We start from the raw sequence: 24,304 nt of genomic DNA on the forward strand, positions 1-24,304 counted from the left end.
TTTTGGCAAGGGGATAGAAAATCGGAAAGTGCCGCAGCAAATTGCCCGTCCTTAAAGCAAACCACGTGCGGCAAGGTTGGTCATAAGGGCGGTGATCCCGAACTGCCAAGGATTGATCACGTCCGAGCGATCCACCTGATTGATCAGTTTGCCAAGGCTTGGCGTGGCAATGGTCACAAGGTCGCCCATTTCGTGGGTAAAGCCCTTGCCCGCACCGCCCCGGTCATCGGTAGGGGCAAACATGGTGCCCAAAAACAGCATAAAGCCGTCCGGGTACTGGTGATGCTTGCCAATCGCCTGTGAAACAAGGCTTTCGGGGGATCGGCTGATCTGGCTCATCGAGCTTACCGCATCAAGGTGATAGCCATCCGGTCCATCGACAGCCATCGCAAGATCAGCACCCTTAACCGTTTCAAGGGTGAAGCTATCATTAAACAGGCGGATGAACGGCCCGATTGAGCACGACCCGTTGTTGTCTTTTGCCTTGCCCAGCAAAAGGGCAGATCGGCCTTCGACATCGCGCAGGTTGACGTCATTGCCAAGGCTGGCACCGACGATTTTTCCCTGTGATGTGACTGCCAGAACGACTTCGGGTTCCGGGTTGTTCCATGTTGAAATCGGATGCAGGCCAACATGCGCGCCATGACCAACGGCGGACATAGCAGGCGACTTGGTGAAGATTTCCGCATCCGGGCCAATGCCAACTTCGAGATACTGTGACCATGCGCCTTTCTCGATCAGGACCTTTTTGATATCGGCGGCTTTTTCCGATCCCGGTTCGATCTGTGACAGGTCATCGCCGATGATACCGGTGATTTCGGTGCGAATTTGATCGGACTTACTGGCATCCCCACGGGCCTGTTCTTCGATCACGCGTTCCAGCAGGCTGGCAACGAATGTGACACCACTCGCCTTGATCGCCTGCAAATCATTGGGGCTGAGGAGATGGGCTGTGTTTTTGTCAGCACCCGGTTTTGACTGTGCGAGAACATCTTCAAGGGCACCAACGATGGGGAAGTTTGCCGGACGCGCCAGTTTGCCAACAAGATCGCCGATTTCAAGAAGCTGGCTGACGGTTGGGGCGATGCTGCTGATGTCGCGCAATTTGTCACCATCAACCAGTACGGGTGTTGGCCCGGAAACGCGCGGATCCCATATGCGTCCAATCAAAATGGCATGGTTGGCATCATCTGGCAGGATGTCATTGAGGTTGGTTGGGAAGCCGTTGGTCATAAGGGTGTCTCGCTTGTCTGGGTGTTGGTCGCGTTGGTGGCGCCCGGTCCGGCCAAATGCAAAAGATGTTCGGGCATCTTGCCCAAAATGATCATGCCAAGAACATCATCATGGGTGACATCTTCTGTTCTGACACTGCCGACCAGTTTGCCGTTTTTCATCACATGAAGGCGATCAGAGAGATCAAATACATCATGAAGGTCGTGACTTATCAATAGAATACCAAGCCCGTCATGTTTGAGCTTGTTAATCAGTTCGCAGACCATTTTGGTTTCATGCACCCCAAGTGCGGCACAGGGCTCATCCATGATCAGGACACGTGCTTCAAACAAAAGCGCGCGTGCAATGGCCACCGACTGGCGCTGACCACCCGACAGGGCGGACACCGGGGATGTGAATTTTTTGAAGTTCGGGTTCAGCCGGTGCAGGACTTCACGCGCCTTATGTTCCATGGCGGCATCATCAAGGAAACCAAACTTGTCGACAAATTCGCGCCCCAAAAACAGGTTCTGCGTAGCATCAAGGTTATCGGCAAGGGCAAGATTCTGATAGATCGTCTCGATGTTATTGTCACGTGCATCACGCGCATTTTCAATTTTGGCTTCCTTGCCGTCGACGACGATTTGCCCGGTATCGGCCTGATAGGCCCCTGACAGGATTTTGATCAGGGTCGACTTGCCTGCCCCATTATGGCCAAGTACCCCGACGACCTCGCCGGGATAAAGGTCGATGGAAACGCCATCCACCGCCTTGACCCCGCCAAAGCTGACATGGATGTCGCGCATTTCGACCAGCGGATTTTTATCGGTATTGGTATCATTCATGTCTGGCATATCCGGTCTCCTTACGCGGTAGGGTCGCTATAACGACGGTGGAAATACTTGTCGCTAAAGACAGCCAGAACAAGGACCAGCCCGATCACGATACTTTGTAGCGACGTATCAACACCCAAAAGCGCCATACCGCTTTGCAGGCTTTGCATTACAAGTGCGCCGATGAGGGCCCCGTAAATCGTACCGACACCTCCGGCAAGCGACGTGCCGCCGATGACAACGGCAGCAATCACACGCAGCTCATCAAGCGTGCCAAGGTCATTGCCAGCTGATTGCAGGCGGGCCGATGAAATCGCCGCACTGATGGCGCACAAAACCCCCATCAGGGCAAACACGGCAACGGTCATGCGTTTGACATTGATGCCCGCCAGTTCGGCTGCCTGCGGATTGCCGCCAATCGCGAAGATATACCGGCCAAAACGGGTGCGCTTGACAACAACTGTCAGGACAATCGCAACCAGGGCGACGATCAGAAGCGGAATAGCAATGCCGTGCGAGATTTCGATATTCTCCGGGGTCACCGGGATGCCCTTGTTCTCAAGGATGCGCTCGGCAGCACGGGTCGGCAGGTGATAGGCGTTTAAGGTTGTGATAACGGCTAAAACCAGTCCGGCCTTGACGATGGTATTGGTGTATTCTGCCCAAATCGGCTTGACCGGAAAATCAAAAGCTAGGCGGCGACGACGGTCCATGATGGCGACATATATGATGGCCACAATGGCAACCGCAGCAACGATCCAGCTCCATGTTGCGCCAATCGTGCCTTCGATCCCGCCGCCCAGTAAAATGAAATTCTGATCAAGCGGGGCAACGGTACGCCCTTGCGTAACCCACCATGCTGACCCACGCCAGACCAGAAGTCCGCCAAGGGTAACAATAAAGGCAGGCACGCCGAGGTAGCCAACGGCAAGTCCCTGTATCCCGCCGATGGCAGCGCCAACCGCAATGCCGATCAAAAGGGTAAGCGCCCACGTCATCGGGTGATTGTAATCAAGGAATTGCGGAAGAAAATCGGTTTGAACAACACCCATGATCATCGCCAGAACGCCAAGGATCGCCCCAACGGAAAGGTCGATATGGCGAGTGACGATAATCAGAACCATGCCGCAGGCCATAACAGCCACAGAGGCCGTCTGAACTGACAGGTTAAAGATATTACGCGGGGTGATAAAGCGCCCGCCCGATGCGATATCAAAACCGACCCATATGATCAGCAGGACGAAAGCCAGACCGATCAGTCGGCGGTCGACTTCCATTTTCGAAAGCAGTCGTGACATGAAAAAGCTCGTAAAGCAGCGGGGCCGACGTGCTGTATTCTGCGCATGGATACAGCTGTCGGCCCCGGGTTAAGCAAGGTCGGAGGAAACTGGCTGCCTTAGTTGCAGGCAGCTACCTTGCCGCTCGAAACGCCTTGGCAAACGACGTCTTTTGAAACCCAGCCAGCATCAATCACGAGATCAAGTTTGTTCTGGGTAATCGCAACCGGATCCAGGAAATAGGATTTCATGGTAACACCGTTCGGGCTTTCCCAGTCGGCTGTGCCGTCAACATCACCAAGTTTGGTGCCACCTGCCAGTTCAACAGCGATTTCAGCCGCGCGCTTGCCAAGAAGGCGGGCATCTTTCCAAACCGAAACCGTCTGGGTGCCAAGAGCAACGCGGTTCAGTGCGGCATGATCGCCATCCTGACCGGAAACCGGGATGCCCTGCATGCCCTGTGCAGAAAGCGCTGCGACAACGCCACCGGCAGTGCCATCGTTAGAAGCAACAACCGCATCAACCTTGTTGTCGGCAGCGGTTAGGAACTGTTCCATATTGCGCTGTGCAATTGTTGGCTGCCAGCTATCGGTATAGGCTTCGCCAACAACCTTGATATCACCTGAATCAATCGCAGCCTGAAGAACTTCAAGCTGTCCTTCATGGAGAAGATTGGCATTCGGGTCGGTTGGTGCGCCCTTGATAAAGACGTAGTTGCCTTTTGGTTGCTCGGCAAAGACGGCTTCGGCCTGAAGGCGACCGACTTCCTTGTTGTTGAATGTAATGTAATAAGCGCTCGCGTCTTCGATCAGTCGGTCATAGCCAACGACCGGAATGCCTTCGTTCGTTGCCTTCGTCACTGCCGGGCCGATTGACGACGAGTCTTGTGCCAGAACGATCAGTGCATTTGCACCGCGTGCGATCAGGCTTTCGATATCTGAAAGCTGCTTGGACGGAGAGCTTTGCGCATCGGCACTGATATATTCAGCGCCAGCTGCTTCAAGCGCGCTTTTGATGGCGGCTTCATCGGTTTTCCAACGTTCTTCCTGGAAGTTTGACCAGCTAACGCCAACGGTGAGGTCGGCGGCAAAGGCATTTGCCGACATCAATACTGTTCCGGCCAACATGGCCGTCGAAAGGAGTTTTTTCATCTGTTTCTTCCCTGAATGAGTGTGTCTTTAGGTGACATTTATTTTTGTTGTCGAAAAAATGTTGACGTGAAGAGGTCGCCCTGTCAAATTTTTTTTAGTGATCAAATTAAAAAACATGCTAATGCCGAAATATATGCCCTGAATTTCTGCATCTTTAGTATAAATCGGGGATTTTGGTAGGTTGCAGCGCAGCATTTAATTTGGAAGCCTAAAATAAAATGAAAAAATGGCAGGGAACGTTATGACAGCGAAATATCACGACATTGATGGCAAGTCGGTTCTTGTGACCGGCGGGGCATCGGGGATTGGTGCATCAATCGTGCGGGCTTTCTGTGCCCAGGGTGCACATGTCGGGTTTATCGACATTGACGATGACGCTGCGCAAAAACTGATTGACTCGATCCGCGAAGATCACGGTGTTGCGCCTGTCTATAAATCACTCGATTTGCGTGATCAGGCGGCAATTCCCGGCGCTGTGCGCGAACTTTCCGCTGCCATCGGGCCTGTTGATGTTCTGGTTAATAATGCCGCACGCGATGATCGCCATCGCCCCGAAGACATTGGGCCAGAGCAATGGCGTGACGGGCTTGATGTTAACTTGAACCATCAGTTTTTCTGTGCCCGTGCTGTGGCGCAAGGCATGCGCGAAAAGGGTGGCGGCAGCATTATTAATTTCAGTTCTGTAAGTTATTTAATGGGATTACCCGATCTGGTGACCTATGAAACGGCAAAGGCTGGCATTATTGGCATGACCCGGGCATTGGCCCGCGACTGGGGGGCGGATGGCATTCGGGTCAATACGGTGATTCCGGGCTGCATCATAACCCAACGGCAACTTGATCTCTGGATAACGCCCGCCGACGAAGAACGCATTCAGGAACAACAGTGTGTGAAACGTCGTCTTGTCGGTGATGATGTTGCGCAGATGGTTTTGTTTTTGGCGTCTGACGTTTCTTCGGCCTGTTCTTCGCAAAGCTTTATTGTCGATGGCGGTCTTGTCTGATCCGCGATAATCTGACAGCTATACACGCCAACGTTCCGCATTCTTGCCCCGATTGAGATAGACCCACCATGTCACCGACCAATCTGCCTGCCCAGCCCGTCATTATTGACGAAAAAGCCAACCCCTACCGTGATTGTATCCAAGGATTGGCAAATCAACCGATCACGGTGATCAGTCTTTTGCGGAGTGCGGTAAATGAAAACCCGACGGTTGCGCGCGACCGGGATTTTTCCGTTCCTGAAATAAAGGATGTAGTTGGTCGTCTGGTGGAAAACCGTCCGCGTATTGCGATCATTGCCGGTGCGCCGGATCATCCTGCCCATCTTCTGGATCGGCCACAGGCGTTGATGGCGGCCATCCGGATCTGGGAAATGGGCGGGGTGCCGTTTCTGTTTCATGTGCCGGTGATTTGTGATGGCACAGCGCAAAACAATATCGGGCAAAGCTATTCGCTGGCATCACGCAATCATACGGCTGCCGCAGTCAACATCACCTTTGAAGGCCATAGTTATCACGCGGCCTACGTCATTGCCGGTTGCGATAAATCGCCGGCTGCTGTGGTGGCGGGGCTGGCATCAGCAGATCATGCGCGCGCCTATCGTGGCGATCAGGCCCCGGTCTGGGCGGTGTTTGCACCATCACACGTTTTAAAGGGCGGCGAAATCCCCGATGGGACGCGCCGGTTGCTTGATAAAATTGCATCCGATGCGGATCATGCCGGGCATGATGACTTGGGCGGGGATATCCGCGAAAACATGCGGTATATCCTGCAATGCACGTCCGATGAGGCCTTTGCTGGATTGCTCGAACGGGCACGTTTGCTTGGATTGATTGACGGGGCGATGGAACGGCGCGTCTTGGATGAGCTGGCAACGGCGACTTGTGACTCCAAGGGCGGTATTTGTGCCTTTAACGGCACGGGGAATTCATCGCGCACCATGCTGGCGGCCTTTGGTCTGACGCCGCCGGAACTGGAACTGCTCACCGATGTTCCGCCTTTTGCGGCGGTCGCGGCCGGAGTGGATGCACTGTTTGGCGTCTTTAATAAACCGGAATATGCGATAGGCAATTTGCTTAAGGCAAATTTTGCCAATTTCGTGCGTGTTCATAATGCCACCGGGTCCAGCAGTAATATGCTGCTGCATTTGCCGTTCATGATGCGCTATGCCGGATTTAATGTCTCGATTGACGACTATCAGGATGTCCGAACCAAAACCCCGGTCCCGGAAATCTTCGCTCATAGCTTAACCGAAAATCGCGACACGTTCGTTTTGGCCCAGCAAATGGCCGAAGGCAAAAATCGCGGCATGGAAAGCATTTATCGCATACTCAGTGATCTTGGGGTGGCGATGGACCTTGATGCGCCGACAGTTCTTGGCAAGACATGGGGGCAGCGCATTGCCGGACTGGATAATCCGGTCGATGTTACCCTTGGTGATGCGTCGGTGATCCGTGCAACGCCGGTCCGGCAGCGATCCGGCGTTGATGTCATCACCGGCAGTTTCTTTGAAAACTGCGCGGTCAAAACATCGGGTATGAGTGACCGGCTGTTATCGCATTTCGATGATCATGTTTTCATCGTGCGCTATTACGAAAATGAACATGTTTGTAATGGTGATTTTGCATCACCCGATCTGGTCACCCGCCTGATGGAAACCGATGGTGTCAGCGAAGAACTGATTGCCGCTGTTGTCCGCCGTAACGGGGGAAATCGTGTTGATATGGATGCCCCCAAGGACATGTTTGAACAAGGGCACCTTTCCTTTGCCTTTGTTATTGGCGGGCAGGGGCCAGAAGCTTATGGCATGCCGGAAATGTTTTCACCGTCACAGAACTTGCGCCATCACCGCATTCTTGAAGCATCCTCGATGCTGATTACCGATGGGCGCTATTCCGGTGTGACCAAGGGGGCCTGCATTGGGCATATGGTCCCCGAAGCCTTCGCGGGCGGTGGTATTGGTTATTTGTGTGACGGGGATGTTTTGCGTCTTAATCTGACGTCGCTGACCCTTGATTGGCTTGATCCAAAGGCCTTTATTGAAGGGCGTGAATTGCCAGCCGATCCTAAACTTCAGGCTGATCGGGCTCAAATGTTTGACGCGCGGTTTAAACGTATGGAATCCCGTCAGTGCGATATTGCTGCGAGTAATGTGCTTGATGGTATTGGGAATGCCGCGCGCGGGATTGTTCCACCTGCTGTCGACCGGCGGGCTGTTAAAGGCTGGCGTTGATCGGCTAACAACATCAGGCTCGGAATCCAAACATGAAAAAGCCCCGGTCTTTAAAAGGCCGGGGCTTTTTTTGAGTTATCCCATCCGCTCGGATGCGTAGCTTCCCGGGCTTGGCGGGAAGACGATGGTGCGATTGCCGTTGATGAAGGATCGATGATGGATGTGGGCATGAACCGCGCGCGCCAGCACTTGACTTTCAACATCACGTCCGATGGATACGTAGTCGGCAGAGTTTTGCGCATGGGTGATGCGGGCAAGGTCCTGTTCAATGATCGGGCCTTCGTCGAGGTCCGCGGTCACGTAATGGGCGGTGGCCCCGATTAGTTTCACACCACGTTCATAAGCCTGACGATATGGGTTCGCACCCTTAAAGCTTGGCAGGAATGAATGGTGGATATTGATGATCCGGCCACTCATTTTCTTGCAAAGATTATCGGAAAGAACCTGCATGTAGCGGGCAAGAACGATCAGTTCGACGTCGCTATCGGCAACCAGATCAAGAAGCTTCTTTTCGGCTTCGGGTTTGTTGTCCTTGGTCACCGGGATGTGGTGGAACGGAATGTCGTGGTTAACAATGACCTTTTGATAATCGAAATGGTTCGACACCACGCCGACAATATCAATTGGCAAGGCACCGATTTTCCAGCGATACAAAAGATCGTTCAGGCAATGACCAAAACGCGACACCATCAGAAGAACGCGCATCTTATGGTCGCTGTCGTGGAATTGATAGTTCATGCCAAGTTTGGTCGCCGCACCATCAAAGCCACGTGACAGAGTTTCCTGATCAACACCTTCTTCGCTGACGAAGGCGACCCGCATAAAGAACAGACCGGTTTCCATATCGTCGAACTGGGAACTGTCGGTGATGTTACAGCCATGTTCAGCCAAATAGGCGGAAATAGCGGCAACGATCCCGCGCTGGGAGTCACAGGTGACTGTCAGAACGTAGCTTTTCATCTCGTTCGGCCTTCAATTAAACAGTTATTAAAATTGCCCGACCCGGTCCATCGGGAAATGTCTCAGGGGCGGGCAGAAGCATTAAATATCAAGTGTATTTTCACGTTCCCAGAGCGAGAAATGCGAAACATAAGAATTCCACTCTTTCTGCTTGAGGTACGCTTTTGAAACATGATGCTCCGAAGTTCGCCGCAACGTCCAACAAATGGCAATCTAATTCAATTAGATAATACGAGATATCAATCTTAGTTTGCGCAATTGATTGTTGAAATGTGTTTTTTGGTGACCAAACCTTGTGGTTCCGTGATCTTGGCATACTTCATTGACCAATGATCTGCGGGCGGCTTAAGGCCTGTGGGATTTAAGATCAAATCAAGGAGCCTTATCACGATGACCAAGCTGAATGTCACCACCCCGGACGGTTCATTTGATGCCTATGTTGCCATGCCCGCAATATTGCCGGCACCTGTTGTCGTTGTTCTTCAGGAAATATTTGGCGTCAATGCGGTGATGCGTGACATTGCCGACGATTATGCCAAACAGGGCTATATTGCCATCTGTCCCGATCTGTTCTGGCGGATTGAGCCGGGCATCGACATTACCGACAAAACTGAGGCCGAATGGAAGCAGGCATTTGGCTATTATCAGTCGTTCAATGTCGATAAGGGTGTCGAAGACATTGCCGCAACCATGAAGGCCGCCCGCAGCCTTGAGGGTGCGAATGGCAAGGTTGGTGTGGTTGGCTTCTGTCTTGGTGGGTTGTTGACGTTTCTGTCGGCAACACGCACCGATGGCGATGCGTTTGCGGCATATTACGGTGGCGGCATGAACAATTACATGAATGAAGCGGACAACATTAAAAATCCGCTGATTGTTCATCTGGCCGGTAATGATGAATTTATCCCGACCGAGGCACAGGACGTTATCAAGGAAGCCCTTGGGGATCATGACCTGACCGAGCTTCATTTTTATCCGGGCCGTGATCATGCCTTTGCCCGTAAGGGTGGCGCGCATTACGACAAAACCGATGCCGATACCGCCAATGCCCGGACAGCAGAATTCTTTGAAGCCAATCTGGCTTAAACACGTTACATGCAACGCAAGAAGGGCTGCGATTTTCGCAGCCCTTCTTTATGTCTGATGCCCATGGAAGCGGCTTATTTCACAAGTGCACCGATCAGTTTATCAAGGAACACTTCGCATCGGCCAAGCTGATCAAGTTCGATAAATTCGTCGGGTTTGTGGGCCTGTTCAATGTTGCCCGGGCCGCAAACCACCGTGGGAATTTCGCCCATGGCAGAAAAGACGCCGGCTTCTGTGCCAAAGCTGACCTTGCCGGTTGTGTTCGCACCGGTTAGCGCCATGACCAGTTTGGTGACTTCTTCGTCATCGCCTGTGGCAAGGCCGGGCATGTCGGATACGACTTCGATTTCAACGCCAACATCGTCGTAGGTTTCGCACATTTCCGGGATCAGGGTGTTGTCGAGATAATCGAAAATCTGTCCTTTAAGTTCCATGCGGTCATGGTTGGGCAGATTACGAAATTCGAAATCAACAAAGCAGTTTTGCGGGATAATGTTGAGCTGCGTGCCACCGTTGATCACGCCGGAATGAAACGTGGTGTGATTGGGCACGAAATCATCATCATGCGGGCCTTCATCGCGGCATGTCCGGCCAAGCTGGCGCAGGAAAACCACGAATTGGGACGCAAACTCGACAGCATTAACGCCTTCGCCCGGAAGCGACGAATGCCCGGACCGCCCGGTGAAATGCGCACGCGCCGAATATTTGCCCTTATGCTGGGTAATGACCTTCATTTCGGTCGGTTCACCGACAATGCACATGGCAGGTTTGTGCGGCAGATTATTGATTGCCTCCACCAAGCTGGGCACGCCAAGGCAGCCGACTTCTTCATCGTAAGTGAAGGCCAGATGGATGGGGACGCGAAGATTGGCATTTTTAAAGGTTTCGGCCTTGGCCAAAAGACAGGCCAGAAAACCCTTCATGTCACATGATCCACGGCCATAAAGCCGATCATCGCGGATGTCGATGGTATAGGGATCAGATGCCCAATTCTGGCCTTCGGTCGGAACCACGTCGCTATGCCCAGATAGGATCACGCCGCCATCAACCTTTGGCCCGATCGTCGCATAGAGATTGGCCTTGGTGTTGCTATCATCGCGCACGACAAGGCAGTCATAACCAAGCGGTTCAAGATGTGCTTTGACCTCTTCAATCAGAGCCATGTTGGGGGTCATGCTGACCGATGGGTGGGCAATCAGTTTGCGGCACCAGTTAAGGGTGGCTTCTGACGGGGCAAGGGTGTTGGGGGCGGTGGTCATTCGACGAATTGTTCCTTTAGGATGCGTTCTTCAAGGTTATGTTCCGGATCAAACATCAGTCTGATTTTCATGCTGCGGTCTTCGACGATCTTAACGCGTGAAACATCGCGGACCTCGGTATAGTCGGCCACAGCTGAAACCGGGCGCTTTTCCGGGTTTTGAACTTCAAAAACAACTTCAGCACCATGGGGTAAAAGTGCACCACGCCAGCGACGCGGACGAAACGGACTGATCGGGGTCAGGGCCAAAAGGCCGCTTCCCATCGGCAGGATCGGACCATGCGCCGACAGGTTATAGGCAGTACTGCCTGCGGGGGTGCACACCAAGGCACCATCACATACCAGTTCGGGCAATCGTTCAACCCCGTCGACCTTAATGCGCAATTTTGCCGCCTGACGGGTTTCACGCAGAAGCGAGACCTCGTTAATTGCAAGCGCACACATGCTTTCACCACTGACGGTATGGGCTTCCATTTGCAAGGGGTGGAGCTCGACCGTCTGGGCTTCTGCGATGCGTTCGGGCAGATCAATTTCCCGAAATTCGTTCATCAAAAAGCCGACAGTTCCGCGGTTCATGCCATAGATCGGCACCTTGCGACCCATATAACGGTGCAGGCTTTCGAGCATGAAACCGTCGCCGCCAAGGGCAACGATGACGTCTGCCTTGTCAGGCGGGATATGGCCGTAACGGTGTTTCAGCCGATACATCGCATCTTGGGCGATTTTGGTTTCGGCTGCGACAAAGGCGATGGAATCCGTTTGCATCTGCTTCCCGACGGGTAATTCACGCAAAACCCCAAGGGGCTATCGCCAACAATAGAGTACGCTTTGCTTTGAATTGCAAGGGTCTGCGTGGTGCAACGAGGCATGTGACGTGTGGTGGTTCACCTTATGAACAAGCTGGTTGATCTTGGCGGGAAAACAGAGGAACCTGAGATTCTTGTTCATTTGCCAAGTTAGTATGTCGTATGACCAAATCGCCCTTTAGCATTTCATCTGCTCTTTCGCGGATTTCCCGCCCCGACAACAGTCAGGATGACGCGGGCACGGCACTTGATCTGACGCCTGAGACGGCTCTTGTGCCAAAACGGGTGCGTAATCCCGATGAAACCCGGCAAAAGCTTTTGGACGCGGCGTTTGGTGAAATCCGTCGCGCCGGGTTTGGTGGGGCATCAATCAATAATATTCTCGATCATAGTGGTGTGACCAAAGGTGCGCTGTACCATCACTTTTCCGGCAAGGCCAAGCTGGTGAATGCCGTGATCGAGGAATGCCTTCCGGGATATGTTGATACGGTCTGGCTGAATGAGCTTGAAAACGCCGAAGATATTTTACCCATCCTGATGGAGCAGGTTGACCGGCTTAGCGGTGATAATGCCCCGGAGCTTCTTGAAGGCGGCTGCCCGCTCGCACGGCTGGCGTCGGGTGCGGGGGAGCTTGATGAAAGTTTACGCAAACGTATTGATGGTGTTTACCGTTATTGGCGACGCGGGCTGGCATCCCATATCGGCAAGGCACAGTTTAACAAAACCGTGCGAACGGATGTTGAGCCGTCGTCTGTGGCAGAATTCCTGATTGCTACCCTGCATGGTTTCCTGACCCGGCCTCCGGCCTTGCGCAATCTTGAAACCCAGGATGCCTTTGCGCGCGAATTTGCCCGTTATCTGAATAACCTGCGCCCGGCGGGATGATTCCCTGATTTGAATGCAGTAGGGATGGCAGGGTTTCGTCGATATCTAAATTAAACAAAAATAAAATGTATAATTAGTTTTATTGACATTTTTATCTGCGTGATTACATCTCTTCTACAGATTTATGACATTCTTGAAATATGGAGACAGGCCCCATGCGTTCTCTCATTCTTTCTGCGGTTGCCGCAGCCGCATTTGTTTTTGCCGGTAGCGCTGCTCAGGCTGCGCGTCTGACCGAAAAGCCACTGGTGGATTCCAACTGGGTTGAAGCAAACCTTGATAACCCGTCGCTGGTTGTTGTTGATATCCGTTCAATGACCAAAGAGGGCAGCCCCTATGATGCCGGTCACATTCCCGGTTCGGTTTATGCGCCCTATGGTAAATTTGGCTGGCGTGCGAAGGTCGACAATGTTGTTGGCATGCTGCCGCCCGTCGACGTGATTTCAGGTCGTATTGGCGCACTTGGCATCGATAACGACAAACAGGTTGTTGTCGTCCCGGCGGGGCAGAACAGCTCCGACTTTGGTGCTGCGACACGCGTGTATTGGACTTTTAAGGTGCTTGGCCATGATGCCGTGACCATTCTTGATGGCGGCCAGCGCGCCTGGCTTGCTGCGGGGAAGGCTGTGTCCAAAGACGCTGTGGCACCGACCAAAGTCGCCTTTAACGCCAACTTCCGTCCGGAACTTCTGGCATCCGCTGATGACGTTGCCAAGGCGCAAGCCAATGGTGTCGCCCTGATTGATGCGCGACCAGAGTCACAGTTTAAAGGGGATGCAAAAAGCGGTGTTGTTGCCCGTAATGGTGCCATTCCGGGGGCAAAAAACATTTCCCAGTCGAAGTTTTACAGCGATCAGGACGGTGCCTTTGTCGCATCTGATACGATTGCGCAACTGGTCGGTGATGCCGGTGTTTCGTCCGATGCCAAGGAAATCACCTATTGCAATACCGGGCATTGGGCATCGGTTGCATGGTTCGGTCTTTCCGAAGTGATGGGCAATAAGAACACAGCCATGTATGATGGTTCCCTGACCGAATGGGCTGCCGATCCAAGCCGTGAAATGGTGATCCCGGAATAATCGGGATTTTTCAGGCACTGCTATTGGCCAGATCATGTCGGACGGAACCGGGCAGGCCCCGGTTCCGTTCGCATTTGTGGAATTCATTTAACGTTATTGAGCGTCACCATGTCTGAAACGACACTTTCTGCGCGCCCGGCCAAACCGGGTTTTGATTTTGAGAGGGGCCCGGCCTTGGTCACGGCCATCCTGTTTATCCTTGCAGGCGTTGCGATTGCCCAAGCGGTCGATCTGCATCAGGCCGTGCTTTACGGTCTTGGCGGGCTACTGGGCGTTTCGCTATACCATGCATCCTTTGGCTTTACGGGCGGTTGGCGCCGTTTTTCGGTCGAGAAGCGCGGACGTGCGATGCGCGCACAGCTTTTGATGGTCGGTGTTGCGGCGGCGGCCTTTATCCCGATGCTTGCCCTTGGAAGCCCGCTTGGAAATCCGATTGTTGGCGCGGTTGCCCCTGTTGGCACCTCGGTCTTGATCGGGGCGTTTATGTTCGGTCTTGGCATGCAGCTTGGGGGTGGTTGCGGGTCGGGCACATTGTTCACCGTGGGCGGTGGAAGTGCGCGCATGTTACTGACCCTTGTGTTCTTTATCGTCGGCGCAGTGGTTGGCACCGCCCATTTGCCGATGTGGCTTGAACTGCCATCCTTGCCACCGATTAGCCTGGGTCGTGAATTTGGCATCGGCGGTGGTCTTGCGGTGACGTTTGCCGGTTTGGTGCTGATCGCACTTTTGACCGTGATTATTGAAAAACGTGCGCATGGGGCACTTGAAGCAACGCCAGCCGCGCAGCACAGTAATCTTACCCGTCTTTTCCATGGGCCGTGGTCGATGGTTTGGACCGGTTTGCTGTTGGCGGGGCTTAATGTTGCAACCCTTTTGATTGCCGGTCATCCGTGGTCGATCACGTTTGGTTTTGGCCTTTGGGGGGCTAAGATTGCCCAGTTCGCCGGGGTTCCGGTGGAAACATGGGAGTTCTGGAATTGGGCAGGCCCGGCCAAGGCATTGGGCAACTCGGTTCTGGCCGACACTACATCGGTGATGAACTTTGGCATCGTTATCGGCGCAGCCTTTGCTGCCGCCCTTGCGGGTAAGTTTGCGCCGAAAGTCAGTGTGCCGCTGGCGTCACTTCTGGCTGCGGTCATTGGCGGGTTGCTGATGGGGTATGGTGCGCGTTTGGCATTTGGCTGCAATATTGGCGCGTTCTTTAGCGGAATCGCATCGGGCAGCCTGCATGGCTGGTTGTGGTTTGTGCTGGCGTTTGCCGGCAGTTGGGTCGGTATTGCATTGCGTCCTGTGTTTGGAATGGATGGTTTTCGAAAATGAGCGAGAAAAACACACTTCTGTTTGGGGCGGTCTTCCTTGCTGCTACGGGTGCGGTTGCACTCGACCATTACAGCCATACGGCAAATATTCCGGCGATCGCCAACCCGGCCCCGGCCAAACTTCCGGCCGCGGGGAGTAATCCGTGTGCTGCTAATCCTTGTGGCGCGAATCCATGTGCAGCCAACCCGTGTTCTGCAAATCCATGTGGCGCGGCGCCCTGTGCGGCAAACCCGCGTGGTGCCAATCCTTGTGGTGCGGGATATAATCCTTGTGCAGCTGCGCCGTGTGGGGCGAATCCCTGTGCTGCATACAACCCATGTTCGGCGGGTAACCCTTGTTCTGTGGCAAACCCATGTGCCGCTTATAATCCATGTGGGGCGAACCCGTGCGCTGCTGGTGGGGTAAATCCTTGCGGTGCGAATCCATGCGCAGCAAGCCCGTGCGGGGCAGGGAATCCATGTGCTGCTTATAACCCTTGTGCGCCGTCAACGGCCAATCCATGTGCTTCTGCCAGCCCTTGTGGCGCATATAATCCATGCGGCGCGGCAAATCCGTGTTCGGTGAATTAGCGGTTGAATGCTATGGTTTATGCGCCCGGTGGCACTGTTGCGCCGGGTCGGAGCGGATAAAACTCTGATCTTGCATGAATATGACGTTTGACAAGCGGTGAAAACTCTGTGCATGGTGTCTTCGATATTTGATCGCTCCAGAAGCGTAGAGGGAACGAAAGTTCCACACTGTTGAGTGATTGTCGGAAGAACGTATTGAAGTATCCAGCTACGCGGATGCTTCCTGAACTACAAGGCGCAGACCTGATTACTATATTTTACCGGGATTTTTCCCAGCTGTCTGCAGCCCAACAATTACGAGTTACCCTTATTTGACCCAGTTTTCCGAACTCGGCCTGGCCGAGCCGGTTCTTCGTGCACTAGCGCATGAAGGCTATGATGTGCCCACCCCAATTCAGGCGCAGTCCATTCCGTCCCTGCTACAAGGCAAGGACCTGCTTGGTATCGCTCAGACCGGTACCGGCAAGACGGCAGCTTTCGCGTTGCCGATTCTTGATCGCCTTTCGAAATCCGAAGGCCGTACTCCCAAAGGTTCCTGCCGTGTGCTGGTTCTGGCCCCGACGCGCGAACTAGCCGCGCAGATCGGTGACAGCTTCCGTGCCTATGGTCGCTTCTTGAACGTCCGCGTTGCCGTGGTCGTTGGTGGTGTTGCGCCTGGTCCGCAGATCAAGGCTATTGTACCGGGTGTTGAGGTGCTTGTCGCCACGCCGGGTCGTTTGCTTGATCACGTTGATAGCGGAAAACTCAGCCTGTCCCACGTGGATGTGGTTGTGCTTGATGAAGCTGACCATATGCTTGATCTCGGTTTCTTGCCGCCGATCAAACGCATTGTCAAAATGCTCCCCAAAAAGCGTCAGAACCTGTTCTTCTCGGCAACCATGCCCGGCCAGATTGGCCAGTTGGCAGGCGATATGCTGTCAGATCCGGTGAAGGTGTCGGTAACCCCGGTTTCCACCACGCAAGAACGTGTCGAACAATCGGTTTACCTGATTGAGCGGACCCGCAAGCGTCAGCTTCTGGCCGAGCTTCTTGATAATCCTGCATTCAAACGCACATTGGTCTTTACCCGGACCAAACGTGGTGCCGATCGTGTCGCCCGTCATCTTGAGGCAAACAAGATCAGTGCAGCAGCCATTCACGGTAATAAAAGTCAGAACCAGCGTGAACGCGCCCTGAACGCCTTTAAGGACGGTCAGATTGGTGTGCTGGTGGCAACCGATATTGCTGCACGTGGTATCGATGTTGACGGCGTGACCCACGTTGTGAACTTTGAACTGCCGAATGTGCCTGAAAGTTATGTCCACCGTATCGGCCGTACGGCCCGTGGTGGTGCCAGTGGTTCCGCGATTGCATTTTGTGATGCAGAAGAACGCGGTCTGCTGCGCGATATCGAACGAAATACACGCCAGACGATCCCCGTGATTGACCGTCGTGATGCCAAGGCCGCAGCCGAACAGGCAGCCGATCCTGAAGATGCACGTGATGCCAATCGCGGTCGTCGTTCAAGCGGTGGTGGTCAGTCACGCGGTAACGGTGGTCGTGGTGCTGGTGCAAATGGTCGTGGAAACGGCCGTGGCAATGGTGGCGGAAATCGTCAGGCTGCTTCTGGTCGTAATGACCGGTCCGAGCAGCGTGCCGCTGGTCCGCGTCGCGAACGTGATGATGCCCGTCCGGCAGCGCCGCGTCGTGATGCCGAAGGCCGCACCAACGCCAACACAGGCACAAATGACAAAGTCGCTGCAAACCCGGCTCTGGAAAAATCGAAAAGTCGTTACAAAGGCGGGATCAGTTCCAAGCCGGCGAACGGCCGTGGTAACGGCACTGGAAACGGTGCTGGTCAAGCTGATAGTCGTAAGCGCCCAGCCAAAAAGGTCGATTCCAACGGGAACGTCCGTGATGGCGCGCAGAACGGCAATGCAATTTCTTCTGGCCTGTCCTTTATGGGCAGTACGGAAGAACGCCGCGCGAATGGCAACGGGGCCAATGGCCGCGGAAATGCCAATCCGCAAGGCAAGCGCGGCGGTGCAAACCGCAATCGCAATCATCGTGGCCCACAATCTGGCGGGCAGCCAGGTGGTGCGAGCCGCAACAAACCTTCCGATAATCAGAGAAGTCGCGACCGCGCCTGATTTGATTATCGAACAAAGATAGGCGCACCCAAGCGGGGTGTGTCAAAACGCCAATCAATACTCGATAAGGAGATTTAAAGATGGCAACAGGTACCGTTAAATGGTTCAACGCAACTAAAGGTTTTGGTTTCATTCAGCCGGACGAAGGCGGAAATGACGTATTCCTGCACATCAGCGCCGTTGAACGCGCTGGTATGGGTCACCCGCAGGAAGGCGACAAAATCAATTACGAACTGCGTACCGACTCACGTTCGGGCCGCGTTTCGGCTGACGACCTGACGGCTGCTTAATTTGGCTTGCCATTCCGAGTGAATGGCACCGAGTTAAACGAAGTTAAGTGAAGCCCCCATCCGGGAAACCGGGTGGGGGTTTTGCTTTAGGGGCGTAAAAAAGCGATCTGTGCTCTGGTCGCAGCACTTAATACATGAAAATGCATGGCATCGCGCGCGCCGGAAGGATTGTGTTCACGGACAAACCGCAAAACCTGTTCGTGTTCCGATAAAGGGGCTGCTATGGCGGTCGCGTTGGCGAAAGGCAGCATCTGGTTTTCGTGAATGATGTGTGCGGCTGGATGCATGGCGTCGGCAAACATCGGGTTGCCCGATGCGGCCAGAAGAATTTCGTGAAATTCCGTATCGGCGGTGGCCGCCGCAATCAGGTCATCGCCATCAAGCGCATCGCGCATATCGCTGATGCTGTCTTGTAGCGCTGCCAGATGTTCGTTGGTGCGCATTTGGGCGGCAAGGCCTGCGACATAGGGTTCGATAGCTAACCTGAACTGATAGACCTGTGCTGCCTGCTGGTTGCGGTGCTGATCAAGCGGGATGTGGGTTTTACGGTCGGCAACGAAGACGCCTTTGCCTGCATGGGTGTGAACCATGCCCAGAGCTTCGAGTGTGGCAAGTGCCTCGCGCAGGCTGGTGCGGCTAATGCCAAGCTCGGCGGCAAGGCTGCGCTGGGCGGGCAGGGCCTCACCTGCCTTTAACTCCCGACGTTTGATCAGGTTTCGAATGTCTCGTGCGGCCCGTTCTGGCGCTGTTTCACTGCGTTTCATTTGCATCCTTGCATCTGGTCAGACCAGTTGAGTGTCTTTTTCTATCCTAAAATTCCCGGTTTTCCGATGAATAACTGTTTATAGGAACTGAATTTATGCTGAAGAACAAAATATTCATAGACATTAGATGAATAAATATGCAGTTTTATATTTCGGTTAAAAAATATGCAAAATTCTCTTGGCAAAACGGGTAGAGGCAAATGAAACAGTTCTTGAAAGTGGCCGTCGCCGCGGCGACGATATTGACAGCTCCCTTGGGGGCTGCTTGGGCAGGCGCGCTTGATACCATTGCTGAGGCGGGTGTCTTGAAAGTTGCGGTTCCGCAAGACTTTCCGCCTTTTGGTACGGTTGGCACAGACATGCAACCAAAAGGCTATGACATTGATATGGCGGCACTGATTGCCGAGAATCTTGGTGTGGAGTTGGAGCTTGTCCCGGTCGCGTCAAGCAACCGTATTCCGTATCTGACCACCGGCAAGGTGGATCTGGTGATTTCCAGTCTTGGCAAAAACCCGGACCGCGAAAAGGTCATTGATTTTAGTGACCCATATGCACCGTTCTATAATGGTGTTTTTGGTCCGGCGGATTTTTCAGTCGAGAAGGCTGAGGATCTTTCGGGCATGTCGGTCGGTGTAACCCGTGGGGCGATTGAGGATCTTGAACTTTCGAAAATTGCGCCGTCGGATGTCGATATCAAACGCTACGAAGATAACAACGGCACGATTTCGGCATTCCTGTCGGGCCAGGTTGACCTGATTGCCACCGGAAATGTGACGGCGGCAGCAATCATTGAACGTGATCCGCCGCGTAAGCCAGAGCCGAAATTCCTGATCAAAAACTCTCCTTGCTATGTCGGTTTGAACAAAGATGAAGCCGCCTTCAAGGAAAAGATCAATGAGATCATTGCTACTTCAATTGCGGATGGCAGCCTCAATGAGATTGCCGTGAAATGGCTTGGTATTCCGTTGCCGAAAGAACTCTAGGCATTTTGACCTGACGGAAGGGGATCGTTGCAGATCAATGGCATATGCATTCGACTTTGGCGCCATCGTGCCGCATTGGGAATTACTGTTGGACGGTGCCATTCTGACCACTGAGCTGACAGTTGTCGGTGCAGTGGTTGGTGTTGGGTTGGGCATCATGGGGGCGTGGGCACGTGCATCACGCACCCCGGTGGTCAGCCAGATTGTCGGTGTATATGTTGAGTTGATTCGCAACACCCCGTTTCTGGTTCAATTGTTCTTTATCTTCTTTGGACTTCCGGCGTTGGGCCTGAAGCTGACCGAATTTCAGGCCGCTGTTTTGGCCATGATTGTCAATCTCGGTGCCTATTCGACCGAGATTGTCCGCGCGGGCATTCAGGCGGTGCCACACGGGCAACTAGAAGCCGCGCAAAGTCTTGCGATGAACAGGCTACAGATTTTTCGCTATGTGATCATCCTGCCTGCGCTTCAGAAAATCTGGCCGGCACTTTCCAGTCAGATCGTGATTGTGATGTTGGGATCTTCTGTTTGTTCGCAGATTGCCGCCGAAGAGCTGACCTTTGGGGCGAACTATATTCAGGCTCTTAATTTTCGTGCGTTCGAAGTTTATTTCATCGTGACCGGTATTTATCTGGTGATGTCGATCCTGCTTCGGATGGTGCTGAAGGTTCTTGGCAACTATCTGTTTGAACGGCGGCGTCATGTCTGAATTTTCAAATTGGGATATCATTTATAATCTTTTGATGGCTGCGCGCTGGACAGTGTTGCTATCCCTGACTGCTTTTGTTCTGGGTGGTTTGGTTGGCCTGTTACTTTTAATGGCCCGCACAGCAGGAGGCGCATGGGCAAAGGGGCTTGTTCGCTGTTATGTCGAACTGTTTCAGGGCACGCCGCTTTTGATGCAGCTGTTCATTGTTTTCTTCGGGTTGCCGCTTATTGGGCTGGATATATCCCCCTGGATGGCGGCGATGTTGGGGTTAACATTGTTCACAAGCGCATTCCTGACCGAAATCTGGCGTGGGTGTGTCGAAGCTATTGGTAAGGGGCAGTGGGAAGCATCGACCAGCCTTGGCATGAAGTTTACTCAGCAAATGCGCTACATCATTTTGCCGCAGGCCATGCGCATTGCGGTTCCCCCGACGGTCGGGTTCTCAGTACAGGTGGTTAAGGGAACGGCGGTTGCATCAATCATTGGCTTTGTCGAACTGACTAAGGCGGGCACGATGATTACCAATGCGACTTACGCACCCTTCACCGTTTATGGCTTTGTCGCTGTAATGTATTTTTTGATTTGTTATCCGCTGTCACTTTTTGCCCGCCACCTCGAAGGGAAGTTTCGTCATGTCGCTCGTTGAATTACATGCCATCCATAAAAGTTTTGGCGAGCTACAAGTCCTTAAGGGGATCGACCTTTCAATTGATGAGGGGCAGGTGATCGCGCTGATTGGCAAAAGCGGATCTGGCAAAAGCACGCTTTTGCGGACGATCAATGGGCTTGAAGTCATTGATGATGGTGCCATCATAGTTGATGGCAAGAAAATCAGTGATCGCGATGCGGATCTTCTGGGATTGCGTCTGCAGGTCGGCATGGTGTTTCAGCAGTTCAACCTTTTCCCGCATTATACCGCGCTTGAAAATGTGATGCTGTCGCCACAGGTGGTCAAAAAGCAATCGAAGGCCGATGCCAGGAAAGTCGCAGAAGAAATGCTGATCAAGGTCGGTTTGGCCGACAAGATGATGCATTATCCGGACCAGCTTTCGGGTGGGCAACAGCAACGCGTAGCCATCGCGCGGGCACTTGCCATGAAGCCCAAGGTTCTTTTGTGTGACGAGGTCACATCCGCACTTGATCCCGAACTGGTTAACGAGGTGCTGGCGGTCGTGCGGCAACTGGCAGAAGAGGGCATGACTCTTGTCATGGTAACCCATGAAATGCGCTTTGCGCGTGAAGTGTGTGACAAGCTTGTCTTTATGCATCAGGGCCGCATTCACGAAACCGGCGACCCGGAAGAAGTCTTTGCCAATCCGAAAACACCGGAACTTTCAAGTTTTGTCGGTGGGTTGGCCTGATTGCTTGACTTTGGTCGCGGTCTGCGGATGATCGCGCCATGACCGACAGTAATGAAAAGACCCGCCCGCGTTTGTTTGTTGATGCCGATGCCTGTCCGGTAAAGGCCGAATGCGAACGTGTGGCTGAACGCCACCGGATCGAGATGATCGTGGTATCGAACGGTGGCATCCGTCCATCACGCAATCCATTGATCCGAAATGTGATTGTGCCGCCCGAACCCGATGCGGCCGATGACTGGATCGCCGAGAACGCCCATGTGGGTGATGTGATTGTCACCAGTGATATTCCGCTGGCATCGCGCGGGCTTGAAATTGGCGCGCGGGTTCTTAAAGCCAACGGGCAGGAATTCACCGAAGCCAATATTGGCAATGCACTTGCCGGGCGCGAAATTGCCGCCCATATGCGCGAAGTCACGGGTGAGCAGGGGCGCAATGCGGCCTTTACCCAGAAAGACAGATCAAAGTTTTCCAGTGCACTTGAAGTCATGATGCAAGCCGTTTTGCGCGGTTAACTCCCCCTTAAAAGCTGCGGGCCGCCCAAGCACTTGGCATTGGGCGGCCCGCACACAGGTCCTGATTTGTAAGGGAACTTAGTACAAATCAGGCTTCCCCCCTGCGTAACTGAATATTCAACGAGGCTGCCGGGCGAAGGTTCCGCCCAACGTGTTTGGTTTTACCGGTTTAGAACGGGTAGTGGCGTTTGCCGCTTTGGATGGTGATCCAGCGCATTTCGGTGAATTCATCAATCGATGCTCTTGATCCGAAACGGCCATACCCCGAAGATTTAACCCCGCCAAATGGCATCTGGGCTTCGTCCTGAACGGTTGGGCTGTTGATGTGGCAAATGCCGCTTTCAATACGTTTGGCAACGTCCATCGCACGCGGAATGTTGGTTGAAAAGACCGCAGACGACAGGCCATATTCGCTGTCATTGGCAATGCGAACTGCTTCGTCTTCGTTCCCCGCACGAATGACGACACAGATCGGGCCAAAGCTTTCTTCGGAATATATCTTCATTGCTGGCGTCACATGATCCAGAAGGGTGGCATCCATCAGCACACCGTCTTTGGCCTTGCCTGAACCCGCAACCAGTTTGGCACCTTTCGATACGGCGTCTTCAACCAGTTCTTCGATGCGTTTGACCGCCTCGACACTGACCACACCCCCAAGGATGTTTTCAGCCTTGGCCGGATCGCCCGCCGTAAGGGTTTTGGCTTTGGCGGCCAGTTTGGCGACAAAGTCATCGGCAACCGCATTGTCGACAATCAGACGTTCGGTCGACATGCAAATCTGGCCCTGGTTCATATAGGCGCCAAAGGCTGCACCATTGACCGCCTCGTCAAGGTCGGCATCGTCAAGGACAAGGAACGGTGCCTTGCCACCAAGCTCAAGCAGAACCGGCTTAAGGTGTTCAGCGCCGAGCTTGGCGATGATGCGCCCAACACGGGTTGAACCGGTAAAGTTGATGCGACGGACTGCCGGATGGGCAATCAGGGCTTCGACGATTTCCGGAGCATCTTCGGGGGCGTTGGTCACGACGTTGACAACACCGGCCGGTGCACCCGCTTCGACAAGGCATTGCCCAATCAGGTGGTGCAGGGCAGGGCAAAGTTCAGACGCCTTAAGGATCACGGTATTGCCGCATGCCAACGGCATGGCAATCGCGCGTGTGCCCAGAATAACCGGAGCATTCCACGGGGCAATCCCCAGAACAACACCAACCGGCTGACGGATGCCCATGGCCATCAGGCCCGGCGTGTCGGACGGAATCAAATCACCCTGAATCTGGGTGGTCATGCCACCGGCTTCGCGGAGCATGTTTGCCGCCAGATGGGCGTTAAAGCCACCCCACATGCGTGTGCTGCCGGTTTCATCAAGAACCAGCTGGCCAAATTCATCGCCCTTGGCTTCCATAATGTCGGCGGCTTTAAGCAATATCTTGCGGCGCGCACCCGGGCCCATTTTTGACCATTCAGGGAAGGCCGCAGCGGCTGCATCGGCGGCCTTGCGGGCATCAGCAGCATTGGCGGCGGCGGCAACTGTTGCGGTTTTGCCGGTGACGGGATTTTTACGTTCGAACGTACGGTTGTTCGCAGCGGTGACGTCTTCGTTATTAATCAACAATTTGACATCATTCATGGCGTTTCCTCCGAATCTCGTGAAAGAGATGGTTTTCCTGATTGCGCCTTGATTTCAGAGGGGTAGGCAAAGATAGATCAGTTTCTACTTTGGGGATCAAAGTAAATAGATGCGTACCCTCCCGCCCATTAGTTCGCAAATGCACAATAATGGGAGCGCAAATTTTTGTGTGTTTTTGTTTTTGTCGTTATTTCAAGCGTGCCCTTAGTAGGCGATGGAACGCATCCAATGTAAAGATACCTAAATTGACATTTTAAGACGA

General features: G+C 53.5%; 23 protein-coding genes. 13 read left to right on the forward strand and 10 right to left on the reverse strand.

The annotated features are described in order from the left end of the window. Window positions 1-51: 51 nt before the first annotated feature. From COO92_RS17075 to xylF, 4 genes are all read right to left on the reverse strand, one after another. The gene (locus COO92_RS17075; RefSeq protein WP_022733337.1) at window positions 52-1,233 is read right to left on the reverse strand and encodes a fumarylacetoacetate hydrolase family protein; all 1,182 of its coding nucleotides are present in this window, start codon (window positions 1,231-1,233) and stop codon (window positions 52-54) included. After that, window positions 1,230-2,066: an ATP-binding cassette domain-containing protein gene (locus COO92_RS17080; RefSeq protein WP_420823348.1), complete on the reverse strand. Its 837-nt coding sequence runs from the start codon at window positions 2,064-2,066 to the stop codon at window positions 1,230-1,232. Before COO92_RS17080 ends, COO92_RS17075 begins: the two co-directional genes overlap by 4 nt. Window positions 2,067-2,077: 11 nt before the next feature. Next, entirely contained in the window at window positions 2,078-3,343 is a 1,266-nt protein-coding gene (locus COO92_RS17085; protein ID WP_165792392.1) for a sugar ABC transporter permease, read from the reverse strand. Between the two features lie 98 nt (window positions 3,344-3,441). Then, entirely contained in the window at window positions 3,442-4,473 is a 1,032-nt protein-coding gene (gene xylF, locus COO92_RS17090; protein WP_101304119.1) for a D-xylose ABC transporter substrate-binding protein, read from the reverse strand. A gap of 241 nt (window positions 4,474-4,714) precedes the next feature. On the opposite strand from xylF, the gene COO92_RS17095 reads away from it, so the two are divergent. Beyond that, window positions 4,715-5,476, forward strand: coding sequence for an SDR family NAD(P)-dependent oxidoreductase (locus COO92_RS17095; RefSeq protein WP_101304121.1), 762 nt, complete (start codon window positions 4,715-4,717; stop codon window positions 5,474-5,476). A 68-nt stretch (window positions 5,477-5,544) separates the two neighbouring features. Further along, window positions 5,545-7,707: a dihydroxy-acid dehydratase domain-containing protein gene (locus COO92_RS17100; protein WP_101304123.1), complete on the forward strand. Its 2,163-nt coding sequence runs from the start codon at window positions 5,545-5,547 to the stop codon at window positions 7,705-7,707. A gap of 75 nt (window positions 7,708-7,782) precedes the next feature. Here the strand turns inward: COO92_RS17100 and purU are convergent, their stop codons facing one another. Further along, window positions 7,783-8,667: a formyltetrahydrofolate deformylase gene (purU, locus tag COO92_RS17105; protein WP_022733331.1), complete on the reverse strand. Its 885-nt coding sequence runs from the start codon at window positions 8,665-8,667 to the stop codon at window positions 7,783-7,785. Window positions 8,668-9,057: 390 nt separating this feature from the next. Between purU and COO92_RS17110 the strand changes: the two genes are divergently transcribed. Further along, window positions 9,058-9,750: a dienelactone hydrolase family protein gene (locus COO92_RS17110; RefSeq protein ID WP_101304126.1), complete on the forward strand. Its 693-nt coding sequence runs from the start codon at window positions 9,058-9,060 to the stop codon at window positions 9,748-9,750. A gap of 74 nt (window positions 9,751-9,824) precedes the next feature. On the opposite strand, the gene argE is transcribed toward COO92_RS17110, so the two are convergent. Further along, a complete protein-coding gene (gene argE, locus COO92_RS17115) occupies window positions 9,825-11,009 on the reverse strand; it encodes an acetylornithine deacetylase (protein ID WP_101304128.1) in 1,185 nt (394 codons plus the stop codon). Next, window positions 11,006-11,773, reverse strand: a complete 768-nt coding sequence (locus COO92_RS17120) for an NAD kinase (RefSeq protein ID WP_101304129.1) — start codon at window positions 11,771-11,773, stop codon at window positions 11,006-11,008. Before COO92_RS17120 ends, argE begins: the two co-directional genes overlap by 4 nt. A 203-nt stretch (window positions 11,774-11,976) precedes the next feature. Here COO92_RS17120 and COO92_RS17125 point away from each other — a divergent pair, with 203 nt between their 5' ends. The 3 genes from COO92_RS17125 to COO92_RS17135 all read left to right on the forward strand — a co-directional run bounded on the left by COO92_RS17125 (window position 11,977) and on the right by COO92_RS17135 (window position 15,098). Next, window positions 11,977-12,699 (forward strand): TetR/AcrR family transcriptional regulator, encoded by a 723-nt coding sequence (locus tag COO92_RS17125; protein ID WP_022733327.1) that lies wholly within the window; start codon window positions 11,977-11,979, stop codon window positions 12,697-12,699. A 155-nt stretch (window positions 12,700-12,854) separates the two neighbouring features. Next, window positions 12,855-13,778 carry a sulfurtransferase gene (locus tag COO92_RS17130; RefSeq protein WP_101304131.1) on the forward strand — a complete coding sequence of 308 codons (924 nt, stop codon included), beginning with the start codon at window positions 12,855-12,857 and terminating at the stop codon, window positions 13,776-13,778. Between the two features lie 108 nt (window positions 13,779-13,886). Continuing rightward, complete coding sequence (locus COO92_RS17135; protein WP_101304133.1) at window positions 13,887-15,098, forward strand: YeeE/YedE family protein; 1,212 nt, start codon at window positions 13,887-13,889, stop codon at window positions 15,096-15,098. A 150-nt stretch (window positions 15,099-15,248) separates the two neighbouring features. On the opposite strand, the gene COO92_RS22110 is transcribed toward COO92_RS17135, so the two are convergent. Then, window positions 15,249-15,635 (reverse strand): hypothetical protein, encoded by a 387-nt coding sequence (locus COO92_RS22110; RefSeq protein ID WP_165792391.1) that lies wholly within the window; start codon window positions 15,633-15,635, stop codon window positions 15,249-15,251. A 343-nt stretch (window positions 15,636-15,978) separates the two neighbouring features. Here COO92_RS22110 and COO92_RS17145 point away from each other — a divergent pair, with 343 nt between their 5' ends. Together COO92_RS17145 and COO92_RS17150 are read left to right on the forward strand one after the other, a co-directional pair. Then, a complete protein-coding gene (locus tag COO92_RS17145) occupies window positions 15,979-17,796 on the forward strand; it encodes a DEAD/DEAH box helicase (protein ID WP_101304134.1) in 1,818 nt (605 codons plus the stop codon). 80 nt (window positions 17,797-17,876) lie between these two features. After that, complete coding sequence (locus tag COO92_RS17150; protein WP_008892034.1) at window positions 17,877-18,086, forward strand: cold-shock protein; 210 nt, start codon at window positions 17,877-17,879, stop codon at window positions 18,084-18,086. Between the two features lie 86 nt (window positions 18,087-18,172). Here the strand turns inward: COO92_RS17150 and COO92_RS17155 are convergent, their stop codons facing one another. Continuing rightward, complete coding sequence (locus tag COO92_RS17155) at window positions 18,173-18,850, reverse strand: FadR/GntR family transcriptional regulator (RefSeq protein WP_101304136.1); 678 nt, start codon at window positions 18,848-18,850, stop codon at window positions 18,173-18,175. A 200-nt stretch (window positions 18,851-19,050) separates the two neighbouring features. On the opposite strand from COO92_RS17155, the gene COO92_RS17160 reads away from it, so the two are divergent. Genes COO92_RS17160 through COO92_RS17180 form a run of 5 tightly spaced genes read left to right on the forward strand, consistent with a single transcriptional unit; the run spans window position 19,051 to window position 22,415 of the window. Next, on the forward strand, window positions 19,051-19,833 hold the full coding sequence (locus tag COO92_RS17160) for a transporter substrate-binding domain-containing protein (RefSeq protein ID WP_101304138.1): 783 nt from the start codon (window positions 19,051-19,053) through the stop codon (window positions 19,831-19,833). A gap of 37 nt (window positions 19,834-19,870) precedes the next feature. After that, a complete protein-coding gene (locus COO92_RS17165; protein ID WP_101304140.1) occupies window positions 19,871-20,542 on the forward strand; it encodes an amino acid ABC transporter permease in 672 nt (223 codons plus the stop codon). Beyond that, complete coding sequence (locus tag COO92_RS17170; RefSeq protein ID WP_101304142.1) at window positions 20,535-21,188, forward strand: amino acid ABC transporter permease; 654 nt, start codon at window positions 20,535-20,537, stop codon at window positions 21,186-21,188. Before COO92_RS17165 ends, COO92_RS17170 begins: the two co-directional genes overlap by 8 nt. Next, window positions 21,175-21,903: an amino acid ABC transporter ATP-binding protein gene (locus COO92_RS17175; protein ID WP_101304144.1), complete on the forward strand. Its 729-nt coding sequence runs from the start codon at window positions 21,175-21,177 to the stop codon at window positions 21,901-21,903. Before COO92_RS17170 ends, COO92_RS17175 begins: the two co-directional genes overlap by 14 nt. Before the next feature lie 38 nt (window positions 21,904-21,941). Continuing rightward, entirely contained in the window at window positions 21,942-22,415 is a 474-nt protein-coding gene (locus tag COO92_RS17180) for a YaiI/YqxD family protein (RefSeq protein ID WP_101304146.1), read from the forward strand. Between the two features lie 169 nt (window positions 22,416-22,584). Here COO92_RS17180 and COO92_RS17185 read toward each other — a convergent pair whose 3' ends face one another. Further along, the gene (locus tag COO92_RS17185; protein ID WP_101304148.1) at window positions 22,585-24,042 is read right to left on the reverse strand and encodes an aldehyde dehydrogenase; all 1,458 of its coding nucleotides are present in this window, start codon (window positions 24,040-24,042) and stop codon (window positions 22,585-22,587) included. Between the last annotated feature and the right edge of the window lie 262 nt (window positions 24,043-24,304).

It is taken from the genome of Thalassospira lohafexi (assembly GCF_002844275.1).
Lineage (GTDB): Bacteria > Pseudomonadota > Alphaproteobacteria > Rhodospirillales > Thalassospiraceae > Thalassospira > Thalassospira lohafexi.